The organism is Synechococcus sp. Cruz-7E5 (genome assembly GCF_024345995.1).
In the GTDB taxonomy this organism is placed as follows: domain Bacteria; phylum Cyanobacteriota; class Cyanobacteriia; order PCC-6307; family Cyanobiaceae; genus Regnicoccus_A.
On the sequence record NZ_JAGQCE010000001.1, the window covers coordinates 370,726 to 392,097 of the forward strand.

Here is a 21,372-nt window from a genome sequence, read left to right on the forward strand (position 1 = left end):
GCCGGCTCCGCACCGTGGACGGGCCACGATCTTCTCACCGTCAGGACCGAGGATGGGCCGATGCATCGGCTTGCGGCAGTTCCCGGCGCCACCGGCGACACGGATGGTCCCCTCTATGTGGAGCAGCCGTCGGCTCCCCTGTTGCTGCTCAGCAGCGCCGACACCGACCTGAGCGCCCTCGCGGGCCTGCTGCGCGACGAGCCGGCCCTGCTCAGCCAGGAGGTGCGCGGCCTCAATCTCGCGGCCCTGGATCACCCCGCCGTGATTGACCACTATCTGGCCACCAGCCTGGGGGACACCCGGCTGGTGCTGGTGCGCCTGCTGGGGGGCCGGGGCCACTGGAGCTATGGACTCGAGCAGCTGCGCCGCTGGGCCAACTTCCCAGGCCGCCAGCTGGTGGTGGTGGCCGGCACCAGCGAAGACGAGAACGACCTGGCGAGCCTGGGCACTGTGGATCAGGCCCTGGCCCTGGCATGCGGCCGCTGCCTGCGGGAAGGGGGGCGCGCCAACCTGCGCCGGGTGCTGCTCAGCCTCGGCGCCCTGCTGGTGGGGGAGCAGCCCGAGCCGCCGCTGACCCAGCCCCTGCCCGATCCGGCACCCTACGACTGGCGGGCGGATCCCGGACCCCGGGTCGGCCTGGTGCTCTACCGCGCCCTGCTGCAGGCAGGCGACACCGCCCTGGCCGAGGCCACCCTGAGCGCCCTGCGCCGGCGCGGACTCTGCCCCAGGGCCCTGTGGGTGAGCGGCCTGCGCGATGGAGCGGTGCAACGCGGTGTGGCCGACCTGCTGGGGCGCGAAGGGGTGCAGGCGGTGCTCTGCACCACCTCCTTCGCCTCGGTGCAGTTCGAAGAGGCGGGCCTCGGCGCACCGCTCTGGGAGGCCCTGAACGTTCCGGTGCTGCAGCTGCTCTGCAGCAGCTGCAGCCGAGACCGCTGGCAGAGCAGCAGCATCGGCCTCAGCCCGCTCGATCTGAGCCTGCAGGTGGCGCTGCCGGAGCTGGATGGCCGCCTCACCACCCGGGTGGGGGCGTTCAAGGAGGCCGCCGACCGGGCCGATGAGCGGCTCACCACCGCTCTGCACCGTTACGAGCCGGATCCCGAGCGCCTCGACTGGATCGCCCAGCTGGTCCAGGCCTGGGTGAGCTTGCGCGGCACTCCCCCGGCCCAGCGGCGCCTGTCGCTGGTGCTTGCCAATTACCCCACCCGTAACAGCCGCCTGGCCAATGGCGTGGGTCTTGACACGCCCGCGAGTGCGGCGGCCATGCTGCACTGGCTGGCCGCCGCCGGCTACGACCTCGGCAAAGAGGAGGGGCTGCCTCAGGATGGCCAGGAGCTGATCCGTCGTTTGCTGGCGGGCCGCAGCAACGATGCCGAGAGCAGCCACCGGCCGCCCCTCGACCACCTGCCCCTGGCCACCTACGAGCTCTGGTATGGCGGGCTGCCGCAGCCGGGACGGGATCTGATCGAGCGGCGCTGGGGTTCCCCCGACAAGGACGGCGGACTGGAGCGCACCGCCAGCGGAGCCGGTTTCCCGATCCGAGGTCTGCGTTTCGGCCGCACCCATGTGCTGATCCAGCCGGAGCGGGGCTACGACCGCGACCCCAGCCTCAGCTACCACAGCCCCGATCTGCCCCCCACCCACGCCTATCTGGCCCAGTACCTCTGGTTGCGGGAGGTGGAGGGATCTCAGCTGGTGGTGCATGTGGGCAAGCACGGCAACCTGGAGTGGTTGCCGGGCAAGGGGCTGGGTCTCTCGAGCCAGTGTTTTCCCGAGTGGGCCCTGGGGCCGATGCCCCACCTCTATCCCTTCATCGTCAACGATCCCGGCGAAGGCTCCCAGGCCAAGCGCCGAGCCCAGGCCGTGATCCTCGACCATCTCACCCCGCCCCTGGGGCGTGCGGGGTTGCACGGGCCGCTCCAGACGCTTGAGGCCCTGCTGGATGAGTACTGGGAAGCCTGCCAACTGGGCAGCGGGCGGGTGGCACCCCTGCGCCAGCGCCTGGCCGAGACCCTCGAGACCCTGGAGCTGCCCCTGGAGGCCTGTGATCTGGAGAGCCGTATCGATCGCGCCGACGGCTACCTCTGTGAGCTCAAGGAGGCCCAGATCCGCACGGGCCTGCACATCTACGGCCACTTGCCCTCCCCGGAGCCGCTGCTGGAGCTGCTGCTCTGCCTGGCGCGGCCACCGCTCGCAGAGGGGCCAGGACTGACCCAGGCCCTGGCGAAGGATCTGGGACTGACGTTCGATCCCTGGGCAGATCCGGAAGACGAGCCCCTGGATCCGGCCGACCGGCAGCTGCTGCTGACAGCCCTGGCCGCAGGCGGAGCCACGCCCACAGCGACAACTCCTGGCGGGACAACGACGGAGTCGGCCCAGGCCTGCCGCCGGATCGGTGATGGCGTGGCCCTGCTGGAGGCGTGGGCGCTTCAACTGCTGCGACCCCTGCTGGTGCCGCCAGTTGAGGCGTTGCTGGAGTCCAGGCCGACTCCCATGGTCGAGGCACAGCCCTGCGGCGCCGTCACCCGCTCGGTACTGGAAAGGGTGCGCGGCGACCTGATCCCACGGCTGCTGCGTTGCGGTGAGGCGGAGCGAGAAGCCTTTCTCGCAGGCGTGGCGGGGGAGCGCATCGCCGCCGGTCCCTCCGGGGCACCCACCCGCGGCCGTCCCGATCTCCTCCCCACCGGCCGCAACTTCTACAGCGTCGATCTGCGCGGACTGCCCAGCGAAGCTGCCTGGGACCTCGGACGGCGCAGCGCCGAGTTGCTGCTGGAGCTGCACCTGCAGGAGGAAGGTGAAGATCTGCGCCACCTGGCCCTCTCGGTCTGGGGGACAGCAACGATGCGCAACGGCGGTGAAGACATCGCCCAGGCTCTGGCCTTGATGGGGGTGCGGCCGGTATGGGACGGGCCTACCCGGCGGATGGTGGATTTGGAGGTGATCCCGCTGTCCCTGCTGGGGCGCCCCAGGGTGGATGTGACCCTGCGCATCTCCGGCCTGTTCCGGGATGCCTTCCCCCAGCTGGTGAGCTGGGTCAACCGGGCCACGGCCCTGGTGGCGGGTCTGCAGGAGGCGGAATCGGATAATCCCCTGGCGGCGGCGCTGATGCGCGAAGGTCACTGCGCCAGGGTCTATGGCTCAGCGCCGGGGGCCTATGGGGCAGGACTGCAGGGCCTGATCGACAGCGGCCAGTGGGAGGAGCGCAGCGATCTGGGCGAGGCCTACCTCAACTGGAGCAGCTGGCGTTATGAGGGCAGCGGTGAGGCGATCGCCGATCGCGGCGGGCTGGAGCAACGGCTGCGCCAGGTTCAGGTGGTGCTGCACAACCAGGACAACCGAGAGCATGACCTGCTCGATTCCGACGACTACTACCAGTTCCAGGGGGGGCTGAGCGCCGCCACGGAGCGTGTGCGCGGTTCAGCACCAGCCCTCTGGTTCGGAGATCATTCCCGCAGCCAGCGGCCCCGCCTGCATCGCCTGGAGCGGGAACTCGACAAGGTGCTGCGCTCGCGGGTGCTAAACCCCCGCTGGATCGAGGGGATGCGCGCCCATGGCTACAAGGGTGGCTTCGAGCTGGCGGCCAGCCTCGATTACCTCTTCGCCTACGACGCCAGCACCGGTCGCGTGCCGGACTGGAGCTACGGCGCCATCTGCGACACCTGGCTGGGAGATGAAACCCTGCTGGACTTCCTGCGCCAGGCCAATCCCTGGGCCCTGCGTGACATGGCCGAGCGGCTGCTGGAAGCCCACAACCGCCAGCTTTGGGAGTCTGCAAGACCTCAGCAACTGGAGCTTCTCAGGCAGTTGGTGCTCAGTAGTGAAAGCCTGGTGGAGGGCTGATCAGGAGTTGATCTCCTTGGCCATGTCCTTGAAAGCATCAATGGTGCCGGGCCTGGCCTGCTGCAGGCTGCTGCCAGGCTGCCCATCGGAAGTGCCCCCCGCAGCCTTACGGGCAGCTGGTGCTGCACCGCCAGCGGCGTTGACTCCACCCACGGCAGCTCCCCTGAGGCGCTTGCTCAGCTCCGCCGCGCTCAACTTCTCGGCAAAGGTTTTCTTGACCGGCTTGGGCACACCACCGGTGAGGTTGGTGTTGATGGCCTTCGTCTCGGTGCCGGGCAGGCCCGTGCTGGCCTTCTCGAGCCGAGCCGCCATCGAATCCACCTCCTGGATCATTTCCTTGTCGCCAGGATTGTCGGCATTTCCAGGGAAGGTGTGGCGGATCTTGTTCGAACGCCGCATGAAGTTCACATCACCCAGGCTGCTCGAAGCGTCTGGATCGAGGTAGAAGCTCTCTTCCTGCTTGGCCTTCGCCGGTTTGGCCTTGGGGGCTTTGGAGGAGAAGGCTCCTTCGGAGCGGTTGCCGAGCAGACGATCGAACAGACCCATGGTCAGGGAACGGAAACCTGTAGATGAGCCTAACGGCCGCCAAGCCCCAGGCCATGGGTATCAGTACCGCAACTCCTCAGCAATCCCAGCCGATTCAGCTGGGCCGCGATCGCGTCGCACACCAGCTCTGAGGGGCGCCATGACTCCCCTTGCTCGTAGTCGTAGTAAGCCTCAGCGCCATCGAAGCCCAGTTCCGCCGAGGCCGTGATCAGCAGGTGGTAGGGGAGGCGGTAACGGGCGGGGTGGGCCAGCAGGGCCAGTCCGCCAGCGGCATGGATCGCCCGGCGCACGGCCTCGGCCCGGAGCGCCGGACCCACCACAGCACTGCCCTCAAGGTAAGGGGCAAGGGCGGCATGGCCAGGCTCGAAGCCAAGCCCGAGCACGTGGACCAGACAACCCTCCAGCAGGCAGCTGATCTCCACGCCGCTCCAGAGGGTGGGAACCGTCCAACCCCTCTCCCGGTGCTGGGCCAGCCGTCGTTGCAGGGGCTCGTAGGCAGCCGCGCTGTGGTGATCGGTCACGGCGAAATGCTCGAGACCCAGATCAACCGCCTGGTCAGCCAACCATTCCGGCTGGAGGCTGCCGTCGCTGCAGGTGGTGTGGCAGTGAAAATTCAGCCGCCCTGGGCAACAGGAGGCATCCACCCCCTGCAGGACAGGCACCAGCGGATGATCAGGCGCCACCGGCGAGGGCCTCCTGTTCGACGCGAATGCGGCGCCAACGGGCATAGAACTGAATCGAGCCGGCCATCGCCACCACCAGGGCCACCAGGAACCAGGTGGCCGCGCCGGTGGGGAACTGCCCCTTGAAAACCACCAGCATCACCACCAGCACCAGCATCAGGGTGGGAAGCTCGTTTAGGGCCCGCAGTTGCCGCCCGCTCCAGTTGCAGCTTCCCTGGCGCAGCTGACCCATCAGGCGATAGCAGAACCAGTGATAGGCCAGCAGAGCCAGCACCACGGCCAGCTTGGCGTGCATCCAGCCCTGCTTCAGCCAGATGGGCTGGGCGACCAGCAAGCCCACCGCCATGGCCACAGCAACCACCATGCCCGGGGTGGTGATGATGTTGGCCAGCCGCCGCTCCATCAGGGTGTATTGCTGCTGGAAGGCGCTGCGCAGGGGCTCCTCCAGAGCCTCGGCTTCCACGTGATAGATGAACAGCCTCACGAGGTAGAACAGCCCGGCGAACCACACCACCACCCCCACGATGTGCAGGGTTTTGAACCAGAGATAGGCCTCCGGTGGCAGGGCCGGCAGCGTCATCGGGGCAAGCAACAGGATTTTCACAAGTTAGGGGAGTTGTTCCCCTCATCCCACCGCCAGCGGTTCGACGTCCGACTCTCCTTCCGCCATCTCCTCTGGATCGCCGGGATGGAAATAGCTCCACACCTGCCGGGCCAGGGCTGGGCCTACGCCAGGAGCGGCGGCGATCTGCTCGGGGCTGGCGAGCTGAATGGCATCGATCGAGCGGAAGTGGCCCAGCAGATCCTTCACCCGCTTCGGGCCCAGGCCGGGGATCTCCGAGAGACGGGAGCGTTTCATCCGCTCCCCTCGCTGCTGGCGGTGGAAACTGACCGCAAAGCGGTGGGCCTCATCGCGCAGCCGACGCAGCAGCCGCAGACCGAGCTGATCGGGCTCACTCTCCAGCGGCTGACTGGCCCCCGGCAGAAACACCTCCTCGCGCTGCTTGGCCAGCGAACACACCACCAGCTCTTCGTGCAGATCCAGCTCGCGCAGGGCCTCCATCACCGCTGAGAGCTGGCCCTTGCCGCCATCGATCATCACCAGATCCGGCCAGTCCCCCAGACCGCCGGTGTGCAGGGCGCTGTCGCCGCTGCGCCGCAGCTCGGCCAGGTCGCCCCCCTCGGCCTTCGCCTGTGACCAGCGGCGGAACCGCCTCCGCATGATCTCCGCCATCGCCATGAAGTCGTCGGAGTGGCCAGCGCTGATGCTGCTGCTCTGGATCCGGTACTTGCGGTAATGCTGCTTGGCGGGCAGCCCATCGACGAACACCACCTGGGAGGCCACCGCGTCACTTCCCTGGATGTGGCTGATGTCGTACCCCTCGATGCGTCGGGGCGGCTGGGGGAGGTCAAGCAGCTGGGCGAGGTCCTCGGTGGCCAGCTGATGCTGCTCGGCACTGCGCTGGGCACGGCTGAGCTCGAATGCGGCGTTGCGCTCCACCAGCTCGATCAATTCGGCCTTCTGCTGCCGCTGAGGGTGCGCCACCCGCACCATGCGACCACGGCGCTCGCTCAGCCACTCCTGCACCAGCTGCTGGCGGGGCAGGGGGTGCTGTACCAGCACCTCGGGTGGGATCTCCACCGGCTCCACCTGGCTGTAGTGCTCCTCCAGCACCCGCTGCAGGATCTCCCCCGGAGCGGCGATGCTGGCGTCAGCGGTGTAACCGAGTCGCCCCACCAGTTTGCCGGCGCGCATCTGGAACAGCTGCACCGCCGCCAGTCGCTGATCAGAGGCCAGGGCCAGCACATCTCTCGACACCGAGGCGTCGGGCAGGGTCATCTTCTGCTCGGCCGTGAGCTGCTCGAGCCCTTGCAGCTGGTCACGCACCCGGGCCGCGGCCTCGAAATCCTCGCGCTCGGCGTAACGCTGCATCTGGGCACTCAGCAGGTCCAGCAGCTCATCGCTGCGGCCCTGGAACACCATCGCCACCTTGCGCAGGGTCTGCTGATAGGCCTCCGAGCTGATCTTCTCCTGGCACACTCCCGGGCAGCGGCCGATGTCGAAATTGAGGCAGGTGCGGTCGCGGTAAAGGGGCTGGGGCCTCTGACGCAGGGGAAACACACGCTTCACCAGGAAGAACGTGCGGCGCAGCAGACCCACATCGACGTAGGGACCGTAAAAGCGATCGAGCGGGCTGCGCAGGCGCCGTCGCCGGGTGATGAAGATGCGTGGGTAGGGCTCACTCCAGGTGATGCAGAGATAGGGATATTTCTTGTCGTCCTTGAGCAGCACGTTGAAGTGCGGCTGGTGGGCCTTGATCAGGTTGGATTCGAGCGCCAGCGCCTCTGCTTCGCTGTCGGTCACGATGAATTCGATCTCGCAGACCTGCCGCACCATCAGGCTGATGCGCGGGCTCAGATCATGGGAGTCGCGGAAGTAGCTGCGCACACGGCTGCGCAGACTCTTCGACTTGCCGATGTAGAGGATGCGGTCCTCGGCGTCGCGCATCAGGTAACAGCCCGGCTCAGCGGGCAGCTCCTTGAGGCGCAGGCTGAGGCGATCGGAATCACTCAGGAGGGGCTGGGCGATGCGGCCCATGGCAGCTGGATCCTGGGCCCGGTTCAGCCTCCGTACTGCCAGCCGGTTGGTCCCAATTCCAGGGCCGCTCCATCACGGTGCAACACGGCGGTCTTCACTTCGGCCACGAACACCGTGTGATCGCCATGGGCCACCTCACCCACCAACTCGCATTCGACGGCTCCGAGAGCCGCCTCTAGGATCGGCAGACCCAGTGGTCCCAGGCTGTAGGGAGCAGCATCGAAGCGGCCGCCGATGCCGTTCTGGGGCTTGAAGAACACGGCGGCCAGATCCTTCTGATCGGCCGCGAGCACGTTCAGAGAAAAGCGCCGGGTGCGCTGAATGATGCCGTTGCTGGTCGAATCGGCCCGCACGGCCACCACCACCAGAGGTGGTTCGAAGGAACCCTGGGTGACCCAGCTGGCGGTGAAGCCGTTGATGGTGTCGCCCTCGGCTACCCCGCAGATGAACAGGCCGTGGGGAATCTTGCGCAACAGCGTCTTCTTGGCGGCGGCATCGAGGCCGCCGCTGGCTGCGCTGGGGGGAGCATCGGTGGCCATCAAGGTGTCGCGATCGATACCCCGACTTTAGGCAGCGTGATCAGCGGTGGCGGCGCCATCCATAGGATCCGCGCCATCGCTTCCCTACGGGGGGCTCCATGACCAAGCGCCCATGAAGGCCCTCTATCCCGGCAGTTTCGATCCGCTCACCCTGGGCCATCTGGACCTGATCGAGCGGGCCGAACGGCTGTTTGGAAGCCTCGTGGTGGCGGTGCTGCAAAACCCGAGCAAGCAGGCCAGCTTCCCCCTGGAACAACGTCTCAACCAGATCCGCCAGGCCACATCCCACCTGGAGCGGGTGGAGGTGAGCAGCTTTGACGGCCTCACCGTGGACTTCGCCCGGAGCTGCGACTCAGCGGTGATCCTGCGCGGGCTGCGGGCGATGAGCGATTTTGAATTCGAGCTTCAGATCGCCCACACCAACCGCAGCCTGGCTGCGGAGGTGGAAACCCTGTTTCTGGTCACCGCCGCTCACCACAGCTTTCTGAGCAGCAGCGTGGTCAAGGAGGTGGCCCGCTTCGGTGGGAATGTGCGCCACATGGTGCCGCCGGGAGTGGCGGATGACCTCGCCAGGCTCTTTAATCGGTAATCCCCTGCCCCGTTGAGATGGCCGACACACGGATCAGCGTGCTGGATCAGATCGACCAGCTCGAAGAAATCGTGCTGGAGGGCAGCCGCATTCCGTTCAGTGGTGGCCGCCTCGTCAATGAACAGGACGCCATCGAGCTGATGGACGCGGTGCGGGAGGCCATGCCCGCCCAGCTCGACCAGGCCGAGGAGCTGCTGCGTCAGCGGGAAAGCTTCATCGCCCAGGCCCGCCAGCAGGCGGAGGAGATCATCAACCGGGCCCGTCAGGAGCGGGAACAGCTGATCAATTCCGCCGCCGTGCGCCAGGAGGCCGAGCGCCAGGTCGCCGAACTGCGAGAGCAGGCCCGCCAGCAGTGCGAGCAACTGCTGCTCTCGGCCCGCCAGCAGGTGGCCCAGACCGAACAGGAGCACCAGACCCGCCTGGCCCAGACCGAGCAGCAGTTCAGCAGCCGCCGCCAGCAGCTGGAGCAGGAGGCCATGCAGCGGCGCCAGCAGCTCGACCAGGACTTCGTGGAAATGAAGCGCCAGCTGAGTGAGCAGCACGAGCGCTCACGCCAGCAGAGCCTGCAGGAACTGGAGAAGATCCGTCAGGAGGGTCTGCGCATCCAGCGCGAAAGCCAGAGTGAGGCTGAGCGGCTGCACAACGATGCCCTGCAGTTCCGCCAGCAGACCCAGCAACAGTGCGAAGCGCTGATCAGCCGCACCCGCCAGGAGGCAACCACGGTGCAGGACGGAGCCAACCGCTACGCCGAGCAGGTCCTGACTGAACTCGAGGGACGGCTGGGCGAGCTGAGCAAGGTGGTGCTCGCCGGCCGCCGCGAACTGGTCCGCATCCAGAGCACCGAGGTGTCGGCCTCAGCCGAGAGGCCCAGCACGGCCCAGGCTCCCACCGGTGAGCCTGCGGCCGTGCCGATCAGCCGCGCCAGGCGCGCGGCCTCACGCCTCAGGCAGGTGGCTGGCAGAGGCTGATGTTCTGCACCTGGCGGAGCACTGCACCGATCATGGTGTTGGGTGCTCCAGCCCCGTTCGAGATCAGGCTCACGTAACGGGGGCCATCACTTGTGTTGAGAACCCCACTGATCGAGCGCACACCCGTAAGGGTGCCGGTCTTGCCGCGGAAACGCCCCTCCAGGCTGGTGCCCTTGTACAGGTTGCGGAGCGTGCCCCGCTGTCCGGCCACCGCCATCGAGGCCATGTAATAGCCGGAATAGGGGTGCTGACCCATGTTGAGCAGCAGGGCGGTGAGGAAGCGGCTGGTGAGACGATTGGCCCGATCGAGGCCGCTGCCATCGGCCACCCGGACCCCTTGCAGGGGCAACCCCCGTTCAGCCAGCCACTGCATCTGGGCCTGACGACTGACGGCCAGGTCCCAGCTGCCACTGGCCTGGCGCAACAACACTTCGGCGGTGAAATTGTGGCTTTCGCTGTTGGCCAGGCTGAGCAGGTTATGCATCGGAGCCGAAGGCTCCTCGTGGATCAGCACGGCATCCCGGGAGATGGGTGCATCGGAGGAAACCACGCTCAGCTCTACGGCTTTGCCCCCCTGGCGGACCAGTTCCCGGTTGAGCAGCGTGCGCAGCCGTGAGGTGGGGTTGGCCACTGCCATGTCGATGGCGTTGCTCGTGAGCGCCAGCCTGGTGATCGGCGCGCCATAGGCCTCTGCCCGATCTCCGGGATGCCAGCCCTGGGGCCACCAGGCCTGGGGAGGCAACTCGGCGAGCTGCAGCCTCACCAGGCTGGGAGGAGCACCGTCAGCGCCGCCGGATCCCAGGGCCAGCTTGGCGAAACGCTGCAGCTGGGGCAGAGCCAGGTCGGGATCCCCTTCACCGGTGAGCCGCAGGGTGCCGTCGGAGAGTCGCCAGAGACGGGTGGTGAGGCGGTAGTCGGGGCCGAGGCGATCGAGGGCGAACGCTGTGCTCAACAGCTTCTGATTGGATGCGGGCACCCGCGGCTGCAGCCCGTTCACATCCGCCAGCAGGCGACCACTGCCATCCGCCACCGACACGCTCCAGCGACCGGCTTCCGGTCCCAGGCTGGCCTGAACGCGCTGCTGCAGGGCGGGGCAGCTCACCTGGCTCTGGAGCCGCGGCAGGCCGGCAGCCGCAGGTGAACCGGGCAGGCGGGCCAGGGGATCGGCGGCCAGCACCGGCAGACCAGGCACCAGGCTGAGTCCCAGGGCGAGGCCTGCGGCCAGGGGCCGCTGGAGTCGGGATGTTTGGGGTTGCGACATGATCACCATCTCAGGATTGTCCAAGGAGAAGACCGCTCACGGAGCCGTTGAGGCGATAGTTGCGCCCCTCCAGTTCCACCGGGGCGCCGATCTTGAGGTTCTGGTTACCGAAGACCACCCCGCCATCGGTCTTGCGGCCCTGGCCCTGGAGAACGAAGCGAGCATCGAGCGAACCCACCAGGGCCTGGTTTGGATCCTCTGCGGTGACGACACGGCCGTCAGGCTGGAGGGCCACCAATCTGCGCTGCAGCCTTTGCAGGTCTTTGAGCTTGACGGTGCCGTGAGGCTGGTTGCGGATCACGATGCTCACCTTCCCCTCCTCCCGAGCAGCAGCGATCAAGCCTTCGGGATCCGCCGAAGGAACGCCTCGCACGTCGACGATCACGGTGACTGGCTGCATCGCCCCAGTGGCAGTGGCTACAGCTCCACTGAGCTTCGGGCTCCAGATCACACCACCGATGGCCAGCAGCACGGCGGCTCCGGCTCCGATGTCAACCAACCCCCAGCGGGAAGGGCCGCTCGGTGCCGCGGGGGTGGACTCGGGGGGCATGGACAAGGGGCAGACGTGCAACTTTACGGAGAGTTCCCCGCTCCGGCCAGGGGGGAGCGGGGAACTCTCCGGCGCCAGGAACCCTCCGGTCTCAGTTGTTCAGGCTGCCGATGAAGCGGTCCAGGGCTCGCAGACCAGCCACCACGTCTGGGCCCTGCTCGGTACTGAGGGCCTCCACCTGCTGCTCCGCATCGGGCTTCTGATCGAAACTGGCCGCCGGGCGGTAGCCATCCGGATCCAGGCGGTAGAGCTGCCAGGGCCCGGGAAAGGCGAAACGAAGGGCACCACTCTCGAGCGGAAGCAGGGCATAGGCCGCTCGCCAGGTGGCCAGGAATCCCCGCCGCCGTTCCCGGGCGACGCTGCCGATGCCCACGGCGGCATCCTCAAGGCGTCCATTCAGCAGCACCACAGCGCCGCGGTGGGCCTGGCAGAGCCGCTCCACCTCCTCGTACTCGGCTTGGGCGGGCTCCGCCAGCACCAGCAGGTCCCCGGCGGAGGGATCACTTTCCTGCTCCTGACGCCGCAGCTGATCGCCGAGGGAGCCCAGCTGGGGTGCCAGATCCGGTGCATCGCGGCGGGCCAGCGCGGCGGCCCCGGCATCGGGGAAGAGCAGGCGCACCGGACGCTCTGCAGGATTCAGGGACGCCAACAGCCTCAAGGCCAGGGGCAGCAGCTTGAGGCCCTCGAAGCGCAGCTCCATGGTCCAGCGACCGCTGGGGCTTTCCACCAAGGCCTGCATAAGGGCCTCACGGGCCTCAACTTCGGCTCTGCGCAGATCGGCAGGAAGCACGCGAAACCTCAGCGAAGCCCAGTGACCCTACCCAAGCTGTCCCGCCGCCACGGCCTCACGGGCCCGCTCGAAGCGCTCTGGCACCGACTCAAGCTGCTCCTGGCACAGCCAGGGGCCGAGGCTCAGGCGCAGGCCGCTGGCGGCCAGCTCGGGCTCATAGCCCATGGCCTGCAGCACAGGGCTGCCGCCGGCTCGCCCTCCCTGGCAGGCACTGCCGCTGCTGACAGCCAGCCCCTGGCGCCAGAGCGCGTGCACCAGGCGACGACCCGACAGGGGGCGTCCAGCCCTGTCCCGCACCACCACACTGAGGTGGTGGGGCAGTCGCTGCAATGGGCAGCCAGTCAGCTCGACACCGCCCAGGGCCAGCAGGACCTGCAGCAGGCGGTCACGCCAGGGCTCAAGCGGATCATGGCCGGCGTGCAGCTCCAGCCGCTGCTGCGCGAGCTGGAGAGCCTGGGCGAATCCAGCCGCCAGGACCACCGGCTCGGTGCCGGAGCGCAGCCCCCCCTCCTGGCCGCCGCCCGCGATCATCGGCCGCAGCTCCAGGCCAGGGCGGGCCAGCAGGGCGCCGATTCCCCGAGGCCCCTGCAGCTTGTGGGCGGTGAAGGTGAGCAGATCCAGCGGCATCGACGCGAAATTGATGGGTCGATGGCCCACCACCTGCACGGCGTCGCTGTGCAGGATCACACCGGCCTGGCGGCAGCGCTCACCGATCGCCTGCAGGGGCTGCAGCGTGCCCACCTCGCTCTGGCCCCAGATCACCGAAACCAGCCGGGTGGGCGGCTCCAGCAGGGCCTCAAGCCGATCCAGCCGCAGCCGGCCCAGGTGATCCACCGGAAGGCGCTCCAGCGTCCAGCCGCCGCCGATCAAGCGCTCGGCGGCGGCGGCCACCGCCGGATGCTCCACGGACGAGATCAGCAGGCGACCGGGCGGCATGGCCGCGGCGGCTCCCAGCAGGGCCAGGTGGGCTGCCTCGGTGCCTCCGGAACAGAAGGTGAGCTGCCCGGCCTCAGCACCGAGCTGGGCGGCGACCGCCCGGCGGCTGCGCTCAAGGCTGTCCGCCGCCGCCAGGCCATAGCCATGGAGGCTGGAAGGATTGGCCCAGGCGGTTCGACTGGTGGCGGCCATCGCCTCGAGCACCTCCTCGGCAGGAGGGGCACCGGCCGAGGCATCGAGGTAGAGCTGCTGCGCTCCCCTGCCGGAGGGCCCGGCCGACGTCACTCGGCCGCGCGATCGGAGCCGGCGCAGTCGCGGCTGAAGCGTGCCTGGGTGCGGGTCTCGAGCGACTGAGCCGCCAGGGAAACCAGATCATCGAGGGAGCGGCTCTCCAGCAACTCCTCCACCCGACGGCGTGCCTCAGCGCTGGGACAATTGTCTGGCCGCTGGCAGCCTTGCATGCAGTCAGTGGCGCAGTTGATGTCTTCCAGCTCCGCCGGTCGCGACGGCTGCGACGGCTGTGACGATTCCGGCGTGATGGCCGGCTCAACGACACTGGCCGGTGGCGGCGCCAGCACCCCGTCGAACACCGGTTCGGCGGGCCCAGTCATGAACAGATGGTTCGAACCGGACTCCCAGTCGATCCAGAGCGAGCCGCCGGGAAGATCCAGCCGGGCCGAGCGGGCGCTCAGGCCCAGGCGGTGGCAGGCCACCAGGGTGGCGCAGGCTCCGGTGCCACAGGCCAGGGTGGGACCGGCGCCGCGTTCCCAGACGCGCATCACCAGGTGATCGGGGCTGAGCGCTTGCACGAAATGCACGTTGGTGCGGGCCGGGAAGGCGGGATGCACCTCCAGCAGGGGTCCGAACCGTTCCAGATCCACCGCCTCCACCTCCTCCACCGGGATCACCAGATGGGGATTGCCCATGCCGGCCGCCGCCGCCCCGAAGCTGACCCCCTCCACCTCCAGCTCCCCCTGGGGCAGCCCCGCCGCACCGATCGCCAGGGTGGTGGGCACCTGCTCGGGCACCAGGAACGGCTCACCCATGTCGACGCGCACCGTGCCATCGGCGAGCAATTCCGGCACCATCGGGCCGGCCATGGTCTCCACCTGCCAGGTCCTCCCCGGTTGATCGCCGTCGCTGTCGGCCAGGAAACGGGCCAGGCAGCGGATGCCGTTACCGCACATCTCCGCTTCGCTGCCGTCGGCATTGAAGATGCGCATGCGCAGCTCCCCATCTCCCTCGGGCGGCAGCGCAAGGATCACCCCATCGCCGCCCACCCCGAAGCGGCGATCGCAGATCCAGCGCACCCGCTCCGGGTCGAGACCGAACAGTTCCTGGGGATCGGCAGCCTCGCGCCCATCTACCAGCAGAAAATCATTGCCCAGCCCCTGGTACTTGCTGAATGCCAGCACGGCCCCATTCCCGATTCACATACCCTGAATCCTATGGAGACTCACAACCTGGATCCGAGCCTGCCCGGGGTGCGCCTTCTCCAGAACTGGGTCCGCCGGCGCACCCCCTTGCGGGTGCGATTCCCCGGCGGTGAGCAGCTTGAAGGCTGCCTCGACTGGCAGGATCCCGAGTTTCTGGCCCTCCGTCCTGCCGACGCCCAACAGCCCGTACTGATCCGCCGTTCCGCTCTGGAGACCATTCAGGCTCTGGAGTGAGCGTGCCTGTGCGACCCCTGGGGGGTGTGGCACGATCACAGCCACGCACTCAACGGCTGATGCGAACCGGCCGACTCCGGAACATGGCCGAGTCCGATACCCGATCCAGCACAGGCGCCAGCCCGGACAGCAGCCGCTATCACCCCGACGCGATCGAAGCCGACTGGCAGCGGCGCTGGCAGGAGCAGGGACTCCACCAGACACCCGAACCAGGCGACAACGGCGAGAACAACGGCAGCGGCGACACGTTCTATGCCCTCTCGATGTTCCCCTATCCCTCGGGGAACCTGCACATGGGCCATGTGCGCAACTACGTGATCACCGATGTGATCGCCAGGGTGCAGCGGCTGCGGGGCCGCAGGGTGCTCCATCCGATGGGCTGGGACGCCTTCGGTCTGCCGGCGGAGAATGCCGCGATCGAACGGGGTGTGGATCCGGGCGACTGGACCGACGCCAACATCGCCCAGATGCGCGCCCAGCTGCAGCGCCTCGGCCTCTCGATCGACTGGGACCGGGAGGTGGCGACCTGCCACGCCGACTATTACCGCTGGACCCAGTGGCTGTTCCTCCAGTTCCACGAGGCGGGCCTGGCCTATCGCAAGGAAGCGACGGTCAACTGGGATCCGATCGATCAGACGGTGCTGGCCAATGAGCAGGTGGATGGCGAGGGACGCTCCTGGCGATCCGGGGCCAAGGTGGAGAAGCGACAGCTGCGCCAGTGGTTCCTGCGCATCACCGACTACGCCGACGCCCTGCTCGACGACCTCGATCAGCTCGATGGCTGGCCGGAGCGGGTGCGCACGATGCAATCAAACTGGATCGGTCGCTCAACGGGGGCCCAGCTGCGCTTCCCGATCGTTGCGCCGGCGGCGGCAGACAGCGCAGCCGGCAGGGAGGAGTCGATCACGGTCTTCACCACCCGCCCCGACACCGTCTACGGGGTGAGCTACCTGGTGCTGGCCCCGGAAAACCCCTTGGTGGCCAGCCTCACCGCCCCTGACCAGCGCCTGGCGGTGGAGGCCTTCTGTGATCTGGTGAGCAGCCAGAGCGAGCAGGAACGCACCGCCGAAGACCAACCCAAACGAGGGGTGCCCCTGGGGGCAACCGCACGCAACCCCTTCAACGGTGAGACGATCCCCATCTGGATCGCCGATTACGTCCTGGCCGACTACGGCACCGGCGCCGTGATGGGCGTGCCGGCCCACGACCAGCGGGATTTCGTCTTCGCCCGCCAGTACGAGCTTCCTGTGAAGCGGGTGATCGTGCCCGAGGGTGCCCAGGAGGAGGCCTACGACGGCGGCGCCTGGACGGCGGGGGGATGCCTGGTGCATTCCGGGCCCTTCGATGGCCTTGATTCCGCCGAAGCCCGCGCCGGGATCGTGGCCCTGGCCGAGGCGGAAGGCTGGGGTGAGGGCAAGGTGAGCTACCGCCTGCGCGACTGGCTGATCTCCCGCCAGCGCTACTGGGGTTGTCCCATTCCCATGATCCACTGCGAGAGCTGCGGTGTGGTGCCGGTGCCGGCGGAGCAGTTGCCGGTGGAGCTGCCCAGGGATCTGGCCTTCAGCGGCAAGGGCGGCTCACCCCTGAACCAGCTGGAGAGCTGGGTGAACGTGGCTTGCCCCTGCTGCGGCCAGGCCGCCCGGCGGGAGACCGACACGATGGATACCTTCATCTGCTCATCGTGGTACTACCTGCGCTACAGCGATCCCCACAACACCCGCCTGCCCTTCGAGCGGAGTGCGGCGGACCGCTGGTTGCCCGTGGACCAGTACGTGGGCGGCATCGAGCACGCAATCCTGCACCTGCTCTATTCCCGCTTCTTCACCAAGGTGCTGCGCGACCGGGGCCTGCTCGGCTTCGATGAACCGTTCAAACGCCTGCTGACCCAGGGGATGGTGCAGGCCATCACCTACAAGAATCCCCAGACCGGCCGATACGTGGCCCCGGCCGATGTGGCCGATCCAGCCGATCCCCGCGATCCGATCGATGGCGAGCGGCTCGACACCTTCTACGAGAAGATGTCCAAGTCGAAGTACAACGGCGTCGATCCGGCTGAGGTGATCGATCGTTACGGGGCCGACACCGCCCGCATGTTCATTCTCTTCAAGGCGCCGCCGGAGAAGGACCTCGAGTGGGACGACGCCGATGTGGAAGGGCAGTTCCGCTTCCTGCAGCGCCTGTGGCGGCTGGTGGACGGGGCGGTCGCCCGCGGACTCCGCCTGCCCAATCCCCCTGGCAGCCCCGCAGAGGCCAGCTCACGGGCGGAGCAGGAGCTGCGCCGGGCCGTTCACGGCGCCATCGCCGCCATTGAAGACGACCTCTCCCCAGGCCATTACCAGTTCAACACCGCTGTCTCGGAGCTGATGAAGCTCAGCAATGCCATGGCGGCCCAGCTGGAGCTGGCGAGCGAGCCCGTGGCCATCGAAGCCCTCAACGCCCTGGTGATCCTGCTGGCCCCCTTCGCTCCCCACCTTGCCGAGGAGCTCTGGCAGCGGCTGGGTGGGGCGGGCAGCGTGCATCGCCAGCGCTGGCCCGTGGCCGATCCCGCCGCCCTGATCCAGGACACTGTGCCGCTGGTGATCCAGGTGAAGGGCAAGGTGCGGGGCCAGCTGGAGGTGCCTGCCGATGCCGATGCCGCCACCCTGGAGCAACTGGCTCTCGAGAGCGACATCGCCCTCAAGTGGCTCGAAGGCCAGCCCCCCCGCCGCGTGATCGTGGTGCCCGGCAAGCTCGTGAACCTGGTGCCCTAACCCCGAGGCAGCAGGGCCGCCGCGTGGTGCCGAAGGTGGTCGTCGATGAAGCTGGCGATGAAGAAATAGCTGTGGTCGTAGCCGCTCTGGCGCCTCAGCTGCAGCGGATGACCAACGGCTCGCGCGGCCTCCTCCAGGTCATCCGGTCGCAGCTGACTCTCCAGGAAGGGGTCGTCGAGCCCCTGGTCGACCAGCAGCGGCAGCCGCTCCGGCGCCGAAGCAATCAGGTCGCAGGCATCCCAGGCGCTCCAGCGGGAGCGATCAGGACCGAGGTAGCGGCTGAAGGCCTTCTCACCCCAGGGGCAGCGGCTGGGGTGGCTGATCGGCGCAAAGGCCGAGACGGAACGGTAGAGGCCGGGATTGCGCAGGGCACAGACGAGGGCGCCGTGCCCCCCCATCGAGTGGCCACTGACGCCGCGGCGTCCGTTTAGGGGCAGCTCCCTCTCCAGCAGGGCCGGCAACTCCTCCACCACGTAGTCGTGCATGCGGTAGTGGCGCGCCCATGGAACCTCACTGGCATTGAGGTAGAAACCGGCCCCGTGGCCGAAATCCCAGGCACCGTCAGGATCGCCCGGCACCTCGGGGCCGCGGGGGCTGGTGTCGGGGGCAATCAGGGCAAGGCCGAGGCTGGCGGCCAGGCGATGGGCCCCGGCCTTCTGCATGAAGTTCTCGTCGGTGCAGGTGAGGCCGGAGAGCCAGTACAGCGCCGGCACCGTTGCTCCGCTGAGAGCCTGGGGCGGCAGATACACCGCCAGAGTCATCGCACAGTCGAGCACCTCCGACTGGTGCCGGTAACGCCGGTGGCTCCCCGCAAAGCTGCGGTTCTCACTCAGGGGTATGAGCACGGGGTGGGGCCTCAGGGGTTGAAGTGGATCACCGAGCGGATGCTCTCGCCCGCGTGCATCAGATCGAAGGCCCTGTTGATCTCATCCAGGGGCATGGTGTGGGTGATGAAGGTATCAAGCGGGATCTCACCGCTCTGGAAGCGCTCCACGTAGCCAGGCAGTTCCGTGCGGCCGCGCACGCCGCCAAAGGCCGAGCCACGCCATACACGGCCCGTCACCAGCTGAAAGGGGCGGGTGGCGATCTCCTGGCCGGCACCAGCCACGCCGATGATCGTGGATTCACCCCAGCCCTTGTGGCAACACTCCAGGGCCGCCCGCATCACCTGAACATTGCCGATGCACTCGAAGGAATAGTCGACACCGCCATCGGTGAGATCGATCACCACCTCCTGGATCGGGGCATCAAAGGCGCTGGGGTCGAGGCAATCGCTGGCACCGAGCTGGCGGGCGATGGCGAACTTTTCAGGGTTGGTGTCGATACCGATGATGCGGCTGGCGCCGGCCATCACCGCTCCGATGATCACCGCCAGACCGATGCCGCCCAGTCCGAAGACGGCCACCGTGCTGCCGGGTTGCACCTTGGCGGTATTGAGCACCGCGCCGATGCCGGTGGTGACGCCGCAGCCCAGCAGGCACACCTTCTCGAGCGGTGCCTCCTTGCTGATCCTGGCCACGGCGATCTCGGGCACCACGGTGTACTCCGAGAAAGTGGAGGTGCCCATGTAGTGGTGGATCAGGCGGCCGGCGCTGGAGAAGCGGCTGCTGCCGTCGGGCATCAGACCCCGGCCCTGGGTGGCGCGGATCGCCTGACAGAGGTTGGTCTTGCCGGAGAGACAGAAGCTGCAGGCCCGGCATTCCGGCGTGTAGAGCGGAATCACGTGATCCCCCACCGCCACGGAGGTCACACCTGCCCCAAGCTCCTCGACGATGGCTCCGCCCTCATGGCCCAGCACGGCGGGGAAGAGACCCTCGGGGTCCTGCCCGGAGAGGGTGAAGGCATCGGTATGGCACACCCCGCTGGCCACCACCCGCAGGAGCACTTCACCGGCTGCCGGCGGCGCCACCTCGATCTCGGTGATCTCCAGGGGCTTGCCGGCCGCCCAGGCCACTGCAGCGCGTGAACGGATCATGGGGCCGCAAAGCAGCGGAACCTAGCAATGGTGATTGGTCCAGCTGAAGGGGCTCACATCGTCCGGAACACAAGGCCGGCCGGATCGCCCCAGTCACCCTCGGCGCTGTAGCCGCGGGCGTTGCCGCACAGGTGGCGCAGGATCCAGAAGGCAGCCTCCGGGCTGGGGAGCTGCAGATCTTCCTGGATCGCCTCCAGAGAGCGGGGGTGCCCATCCGCAAGCAACGCCTCCAGCCGACCCTGAAGCTCCAGGATCGTGGCGGCGGCCTTCTTGCCGGCCTCCACCCCGGGCTGGTCGTAGGCATTGACGTTCACCAGCTCGGCGTAGAGACCCACGGCCCGCTCGAACAGGGCGACCAGCGCCCCCAGGCTGCGGGCATCGAAGCGGCGCAGGCTGATCGAAAGGCTCTGGCGGCCTCCTTCGCTGAGAGCGGAGCGAGTGCCCTGCAGGAAGCCATCCAGGAAGTCGCCCGGGTACTCGCCGGCAATGGGAGCCACATCAGCTGGATCGTCGAGGGCTTCGATGAAGGTGACGAAGAAGTTGTCGACGCCGTCGCGGAGCTGCTGAACGTAGGCGTGCTGATCGGTGGAACCCTTGTTGCCGTACACGGCAATCCCTTGGTGCACCTGGCGGCCATCCCGATCAAGCCGCTTGCCCAGCGACTCCATCACCAGCTGCTGCAGGTAACGGCTGAACACCTCCAGCCGGTCTCGATAAGGAAGCACCACCATGTCGCGTCCTCCAGCTCCGCCACCGGCCACATGCCAGGCGGCGGCCATCAGCGCCGCGGGGTTCTCGAGCAGGTTGGCCACGCGAGTGGCCGCATCCATGCGGGCCGCCCCTTCGAGGAAGCCGTGGAGATCGGCGCCGATCAGGGCTGCCGGCAGCAGGCCCACGGCACTGGTGATGCTGGTGCGGCCCCCCACCCAATCGAACATGTCGAAGCGGGCCAGCCAGCCCTCAGCCTCGGCCCGCTGGTCCAGCTGGGAGCCCACCATGGTGACCGCGACGGCCTGCTGGGCCCAGGTTCCGCCGAGGGCCTCGAGGCGGGCACGGGCCTGCTCCATGCCCAGGCGCGGTTCAGGCGTGCCCCCCGACTTGCTCACCACCACCACCAGGGTGGTGCGCAGCCGCTCGCCCAGGGCGGCGAGGGTGCGGCTCATTCCCTGGGGATCGACGTTGTCGAAGAAGTGGAACGGCAGTCCCACCCCCTCTTTTTTGAGGGCGCGCAGGATCAACAGCGGCCCCAGACCTGACCCGCCGATGCCGATCCAGAGCACATCGGTGAAGGGCATGCCCGACGGCGCCTGCAAAGCGCCGCCGACCACCTGCTGGCCGAAGACATCAATCCGCTCCACCTCCGCCTTGATGTGGGCAGCCGCCGCCGGATCAGGCGCCAACTCCGGGGCACGCAGCCAGTAGTGACCAACCTGACGCCCCTCATCGGGGTTGGCGATCGCGCCGGCCTCGAGAGCCTGCATGGCCGTGAAAGCACGAACGAAAGCCGGCTGCAGGTTGTCCAGATGGGCCTGGTTGAGCGCCATCCGGCTGGCATCGACCCAGAGGCCCAGGCCGTCGTGATGCCAGAGCAGGGCGCAGAAGCGCTGCCACTGCACCTGGGGCTCATGGATGCTGAAATCCGGAAGCGTCGTCATGCGGGCGGGTTTCACGAATCGGCT

At 68.0% G+C, this 21,372-nt stretch carries 18 protein-coding genes; 5 read left to right on the forward strand and 13 right to left on the reverse strand.

The genetic code is table 11. The annotated features are described in order from the left end of the window. Positions 1-60: 60 nt before the first annotated feature. Positions 61-3,837 carry a cobaltochelatase subunit CobN gene (gene cobN / locus KBY77_RS01800; protein WP_255101892.1) on the forward strand — a complete coding sequence of 1,259 codons (3,777 nt, stop codon included), beginning with the start codon at positions 61-63 and terminating at the stop codon, positions 3,835-3,837. Here the strand turns inward: cobN and KBY77_RS01805 are convergent, their stop codons facing one another. Genes KBY77_RS01805 through KBY77_RS01825 form a run of 5 tightly spaced genes read right to left on the reverse strand, consistent with a single transcriptional unit; the run spans position 3,838 to position 8,204 of the window. Beyond that, positions 3,838-4,383 (reverse strand): hypothetical protein, encoded by a 546-nt coding sequence (locus KBY77_RS01805; protein WP_255101893.1) that lies wholly within the window; start codon positions 4,381-4,383, stop codon positions 3,838-3,840. It abuts the gene before it with no gap. A 29-nt stretch (positions 4,384-4,412) separates the two neighbouring features. Continuing rightward, complete coding sequence (locus KBY77_RS01810; protein ID WP_255101894.1) at positions 4,413-5,111, reverse strand: PHP domain-containing protein; 699 nt, start codon at positions 5,109-5,111, stop codon at positions 4,413-4,415. Beyond that, positions 5,056-5,646 (reverse strand): protoporphyrinogen oxidase HemJ, encoded by a 591-nt coding sequence (gene hemJ / locus KBY77_RS01815; RefSeq protein ID WP_255101895.1) that lies wholly within the window; start codon positions 5,644-5,646, stop codon positions 5,056-5,058. The genes KBY77_RS01810 and hemJ overlap by 56 nt, the downstream gene beginning before the upstream one ends. Before the next feature lie 45 nt (positions 5,647-5,691). Further along, positions 5,692-7,665, reverse strand: a complete 1,974-nt coding sequence (gene uvrC / locus KBY77_RS01820; RefSeq protein ID WP_255101896.1) for an excinuclease ABC subunit UvrC — start codon at positions 7,663-7,665, stop codon at positions 5,692-5,694. 23 nt (positions 7,666-7,688) lie between these two features. Further along, on the reverse strand, positions 7,689-8,204 hold the full coding sequence (locus tag KBY77_RS01825) for a flavin reductase family protein (protein ID WP_094553920.1): 516 nt from the start codon (positions 8,202-8,204) through the stop codon (positions 7,689-7,691). Between the two features lie 112 nt (positions 8,205-8,316). Between KBY77_RS01825 and coaD the strand changes: the two genes are divergently transcribed. Both coaD and KBY77_RS01835 read left to right on the forward strand, forming a co-directional pair. Continuing rightward, positions 8,317-8,793, forward strand: coding sequence for a pantetheine-phosphate adenylyltransferase (gene coaD / locus KBY77_RS01830; protein ID WP_255092672.1), 477 nt, complete (start codon positions 8,317-8,319; stop codon positions 8,791-8,793). 17 nt (positions 8,794-8,810) lie between these two features. Beyond that, positions 8,811-9,761 (forward strand): hypothetical protein, encoded by a 951-nt coding sequence (locus KBY77_RS01835; protein WP_255101897.1) that lies wholly within the window; start codon positions 8,811-8,813, stop codon positions 9,759-9,761. On the opposite strand, the gene dacB is transcribed toward KBY77_RS01835, so the two are convergent. The 5 genes from dacB to dapF form a co-directional block, all read right to left on the reverse strand. Next, entirely contained in the window at positions 9,736-11,031 is a 1,296-nt protein-coding gene (gene dacB, locus KBY77_RS01840) for a D-alanyl-D-alanine carboxypeptidase/D-alanyl-D-alanine-endopeptidase (protein WP_255102058.1), read from the reverse strand. The two genes, KBY77_RS01835 and dacB, sit on opposite strands and share 26 nt — an antisense overlap. Position 11,032: 1 nt before the next feature. Continuing rightward, positions 11,033-11,572, reverse strand: a complete 540-nt coding sequence (locus KBY77_RS01845; RefSeq protein ID WP_255101898.1) for a DUF4330 domain-containing protein — start codon at positions 11,570-11,572, stop codon at positions 11,033-11,035. Positions 11,573-11,663: 91 nt separating this feature from the next. Next, positions 11,664-12,362, reverse strand: a complete 699-nt coding sequence (locus KBY77_RS01850) for a DUF1995 family protein (RefSeq protein WP_255101899.1) — start codon at positions 12,360-12,362, stop codon at positions 11,664-11,666. 27 nt (positions 12,363-12,389) lie between these two features. Then, the gene (locus tag KBY77_RS01855; RefSeq protein ID WP_255101900.1) at positions 12,390-13,583 is read right to left on the reverse strand and encodes a cysteine desulfurase family protein; all 1,194 of its coding nucleotides are present in this window, start codon (positions 13,581-13,583) and stop codon (positions 12,390-12,392) included. After that, positions 13,580-14,713: a diaminopimelate epimerase gene (gene dapF, locus KBY77_RS01860; RefSeq protein WP_255101901.1), complete on the reverse strand. Its 1,134-nt coding sequence runs from the start codon at positions 14,711-14,713 to the stop codon at positions 13,580-13,582. The genes KBY77_RS01855 and dapF overlap by 4 nt, the downstream gene beginning before the upstream one ends. A gap of 33 nt (positions 14,714-14,746) precedes the next feature. On the opposite strand from dapF, the gene KBY77_RS01865 reads away from it, so the two are divergent. Next, complete coding sequence (locus KBY77_RS01865; protein ID WP_094553928.1) at positions 14,747-14,968, forward strand: Hfq-related RNA-binding protein; 222 nt, start codon at positions 14,747-14,749, stop codon at positions 14,966-14,968. 83 nt (positions 14,969-15,051) lie between these two features. Next, a complete protein-coding gene (leuS, locus tag KBY77_RS01870) occupies positions 15,052-17,718 on the forward strand; it encodes a leucine--tRNA ligase (RefSeq protein ID WP_255101902.1) in 2,667 nt (888 codons plus the stop codon). Here leuS and fghA read toward each other — a convergent pair. From fghA to KBY77_RS01885, 3 genes are read right to left on the reverse strand one after another with little or no spacing between them, the layout of a single operon-like run. Next, positions 17,715-18,563: an S-formylglutathione hydrolase gene (fghA, locus tag KBY77_RS01875; RefSeq protein WP_255101903.1), complete on the reverse strand. Its 849-nt coding sequence runs from the start codon at positions 18,561-18,563 to the stop codon at positions 17,715-17,717. The genes leuS and fghA overlap by 4 nt on opposite strands. Positions 18,564-18,574: 11 nt before the next feature. Further along, a complete protein-coding gene (locus KBY77_RS01880) occupies positions 18,575-19,693 on the reverse strand; it encodes an S-(hydroxymethyl)glutathione dehydrogenase/class III alcohol dehydrogenase (RefSeq protein ID WP_261351136.1) in 1,119 nt (372 codons plus the stop codon). Between the two features lie 53 nt (positions 19,694-19,746). Beyond that, positions 19,747-21,348, reverse strand: a complete 1,602-nt coding sequence (locus tag KBY77_RS01885) for a glucose-6-phosphate isomerase (RefSeq protein ID WP_255101904.1) — start codon at positions 21,346-21,348, stop codon at positions 19,747-19,749. Positions 21,349-21,372 lie beyond the last annotated feature (24 nt).

Coding starts and splice junctions, on each gene's coding strand:
- KBY77_RS01865 (WP_094553928.1), top strand. CDS start 14,747: ATGGAGACTCACAACCTGGATCCGAGCCTGCCCGGGGTGCGCCTTCTC.
- KBY77_RS01805 (WP_255101893.1), bottom strand. CDS start 4,383: ATGGGTCTGTTCGATCGTCTGCTCGGCAACCGCTCCGAAGGAGCCTTC.
- dacB (WP_255102058.1), bottom strand. CDS start 11,031: ATGGTGATCATGTCGCAACCCCAAACATCCCGACTCCAGCGGCCCCTG.
- KBY77_RS01835 (WP_255101897.1), top strand. CDS start 8,811: ATGGCCGACACACGGATCAGCGTGCTGGATCAGATCGACCAGCTCGAA.
- KBY77_RS01810 (WP_255101894.1), bottom strand. CDS start 5,111: ATGCCCGTTGGCGCCGCATTCGCGTCGAACAGGAGGCCCTCGCCGGTG.
- uvrC (WP_255101896.1), bottom strand. CDS start 7,665: ATGGGCCGCATCGCCCAGCCCCTCCTGAGTGATTCCGATCGCCTCAGC.
- KBY77_RS01880 (WP_261351136.1), bottom strand. CDS start 19,693: ATGATCCGTTCACGCGCTGCAGTGGCCTGGGCGGCCGGCAAGCCCCTG.
- KBY77_RS01825 (WP_094553920.1), bottom strand. CDS start 8,204: ATGGCCACCGATGCTCCCCCCAGCGCAGCCAGCGGCGGCCTCGATGCC.
- KBY77_RS01845 (WP_255101898.1), bottom strand. CDS start 11,572: ATGCCCCCCGAGTCCACCCCCGCGGCACCGAGCGGCCCTTCCCGCTGG.
- KBY77_RS01885 (WP_255101904.1), bottom strand. CDS start 21,348: ATGACGACGCTTCCGGATTTCAGCATCCATGAGCCCCAGGTGCAGTGG.
- cobN (WP_255101892.1), top strand. CDS start 61: ATGCATCGGCTTGCGGCAGTTCCCGGCGCCACCGGCGACACGGATGGT.
- leuS (WP_255101902.1), top strand. CDS start 15,052: ATGGCCGAGTCCGATACCCGATCCAGCACAGGCGCCAGCCCGGACAGC.
- coaD (WP_255092672.1), top strand. CDS start 8,317: ATGAAGGCCCTCTATCCCGGCAGTTTCGATCCGCTCACCCTGGGCCAT.
- hemJ (WP_255101895.1), bottom strand. CDS start 5,646: ATGACGCTGCCGGCCCTGCCACCGGAGGCCTATCTCTGGTTCAAAACC.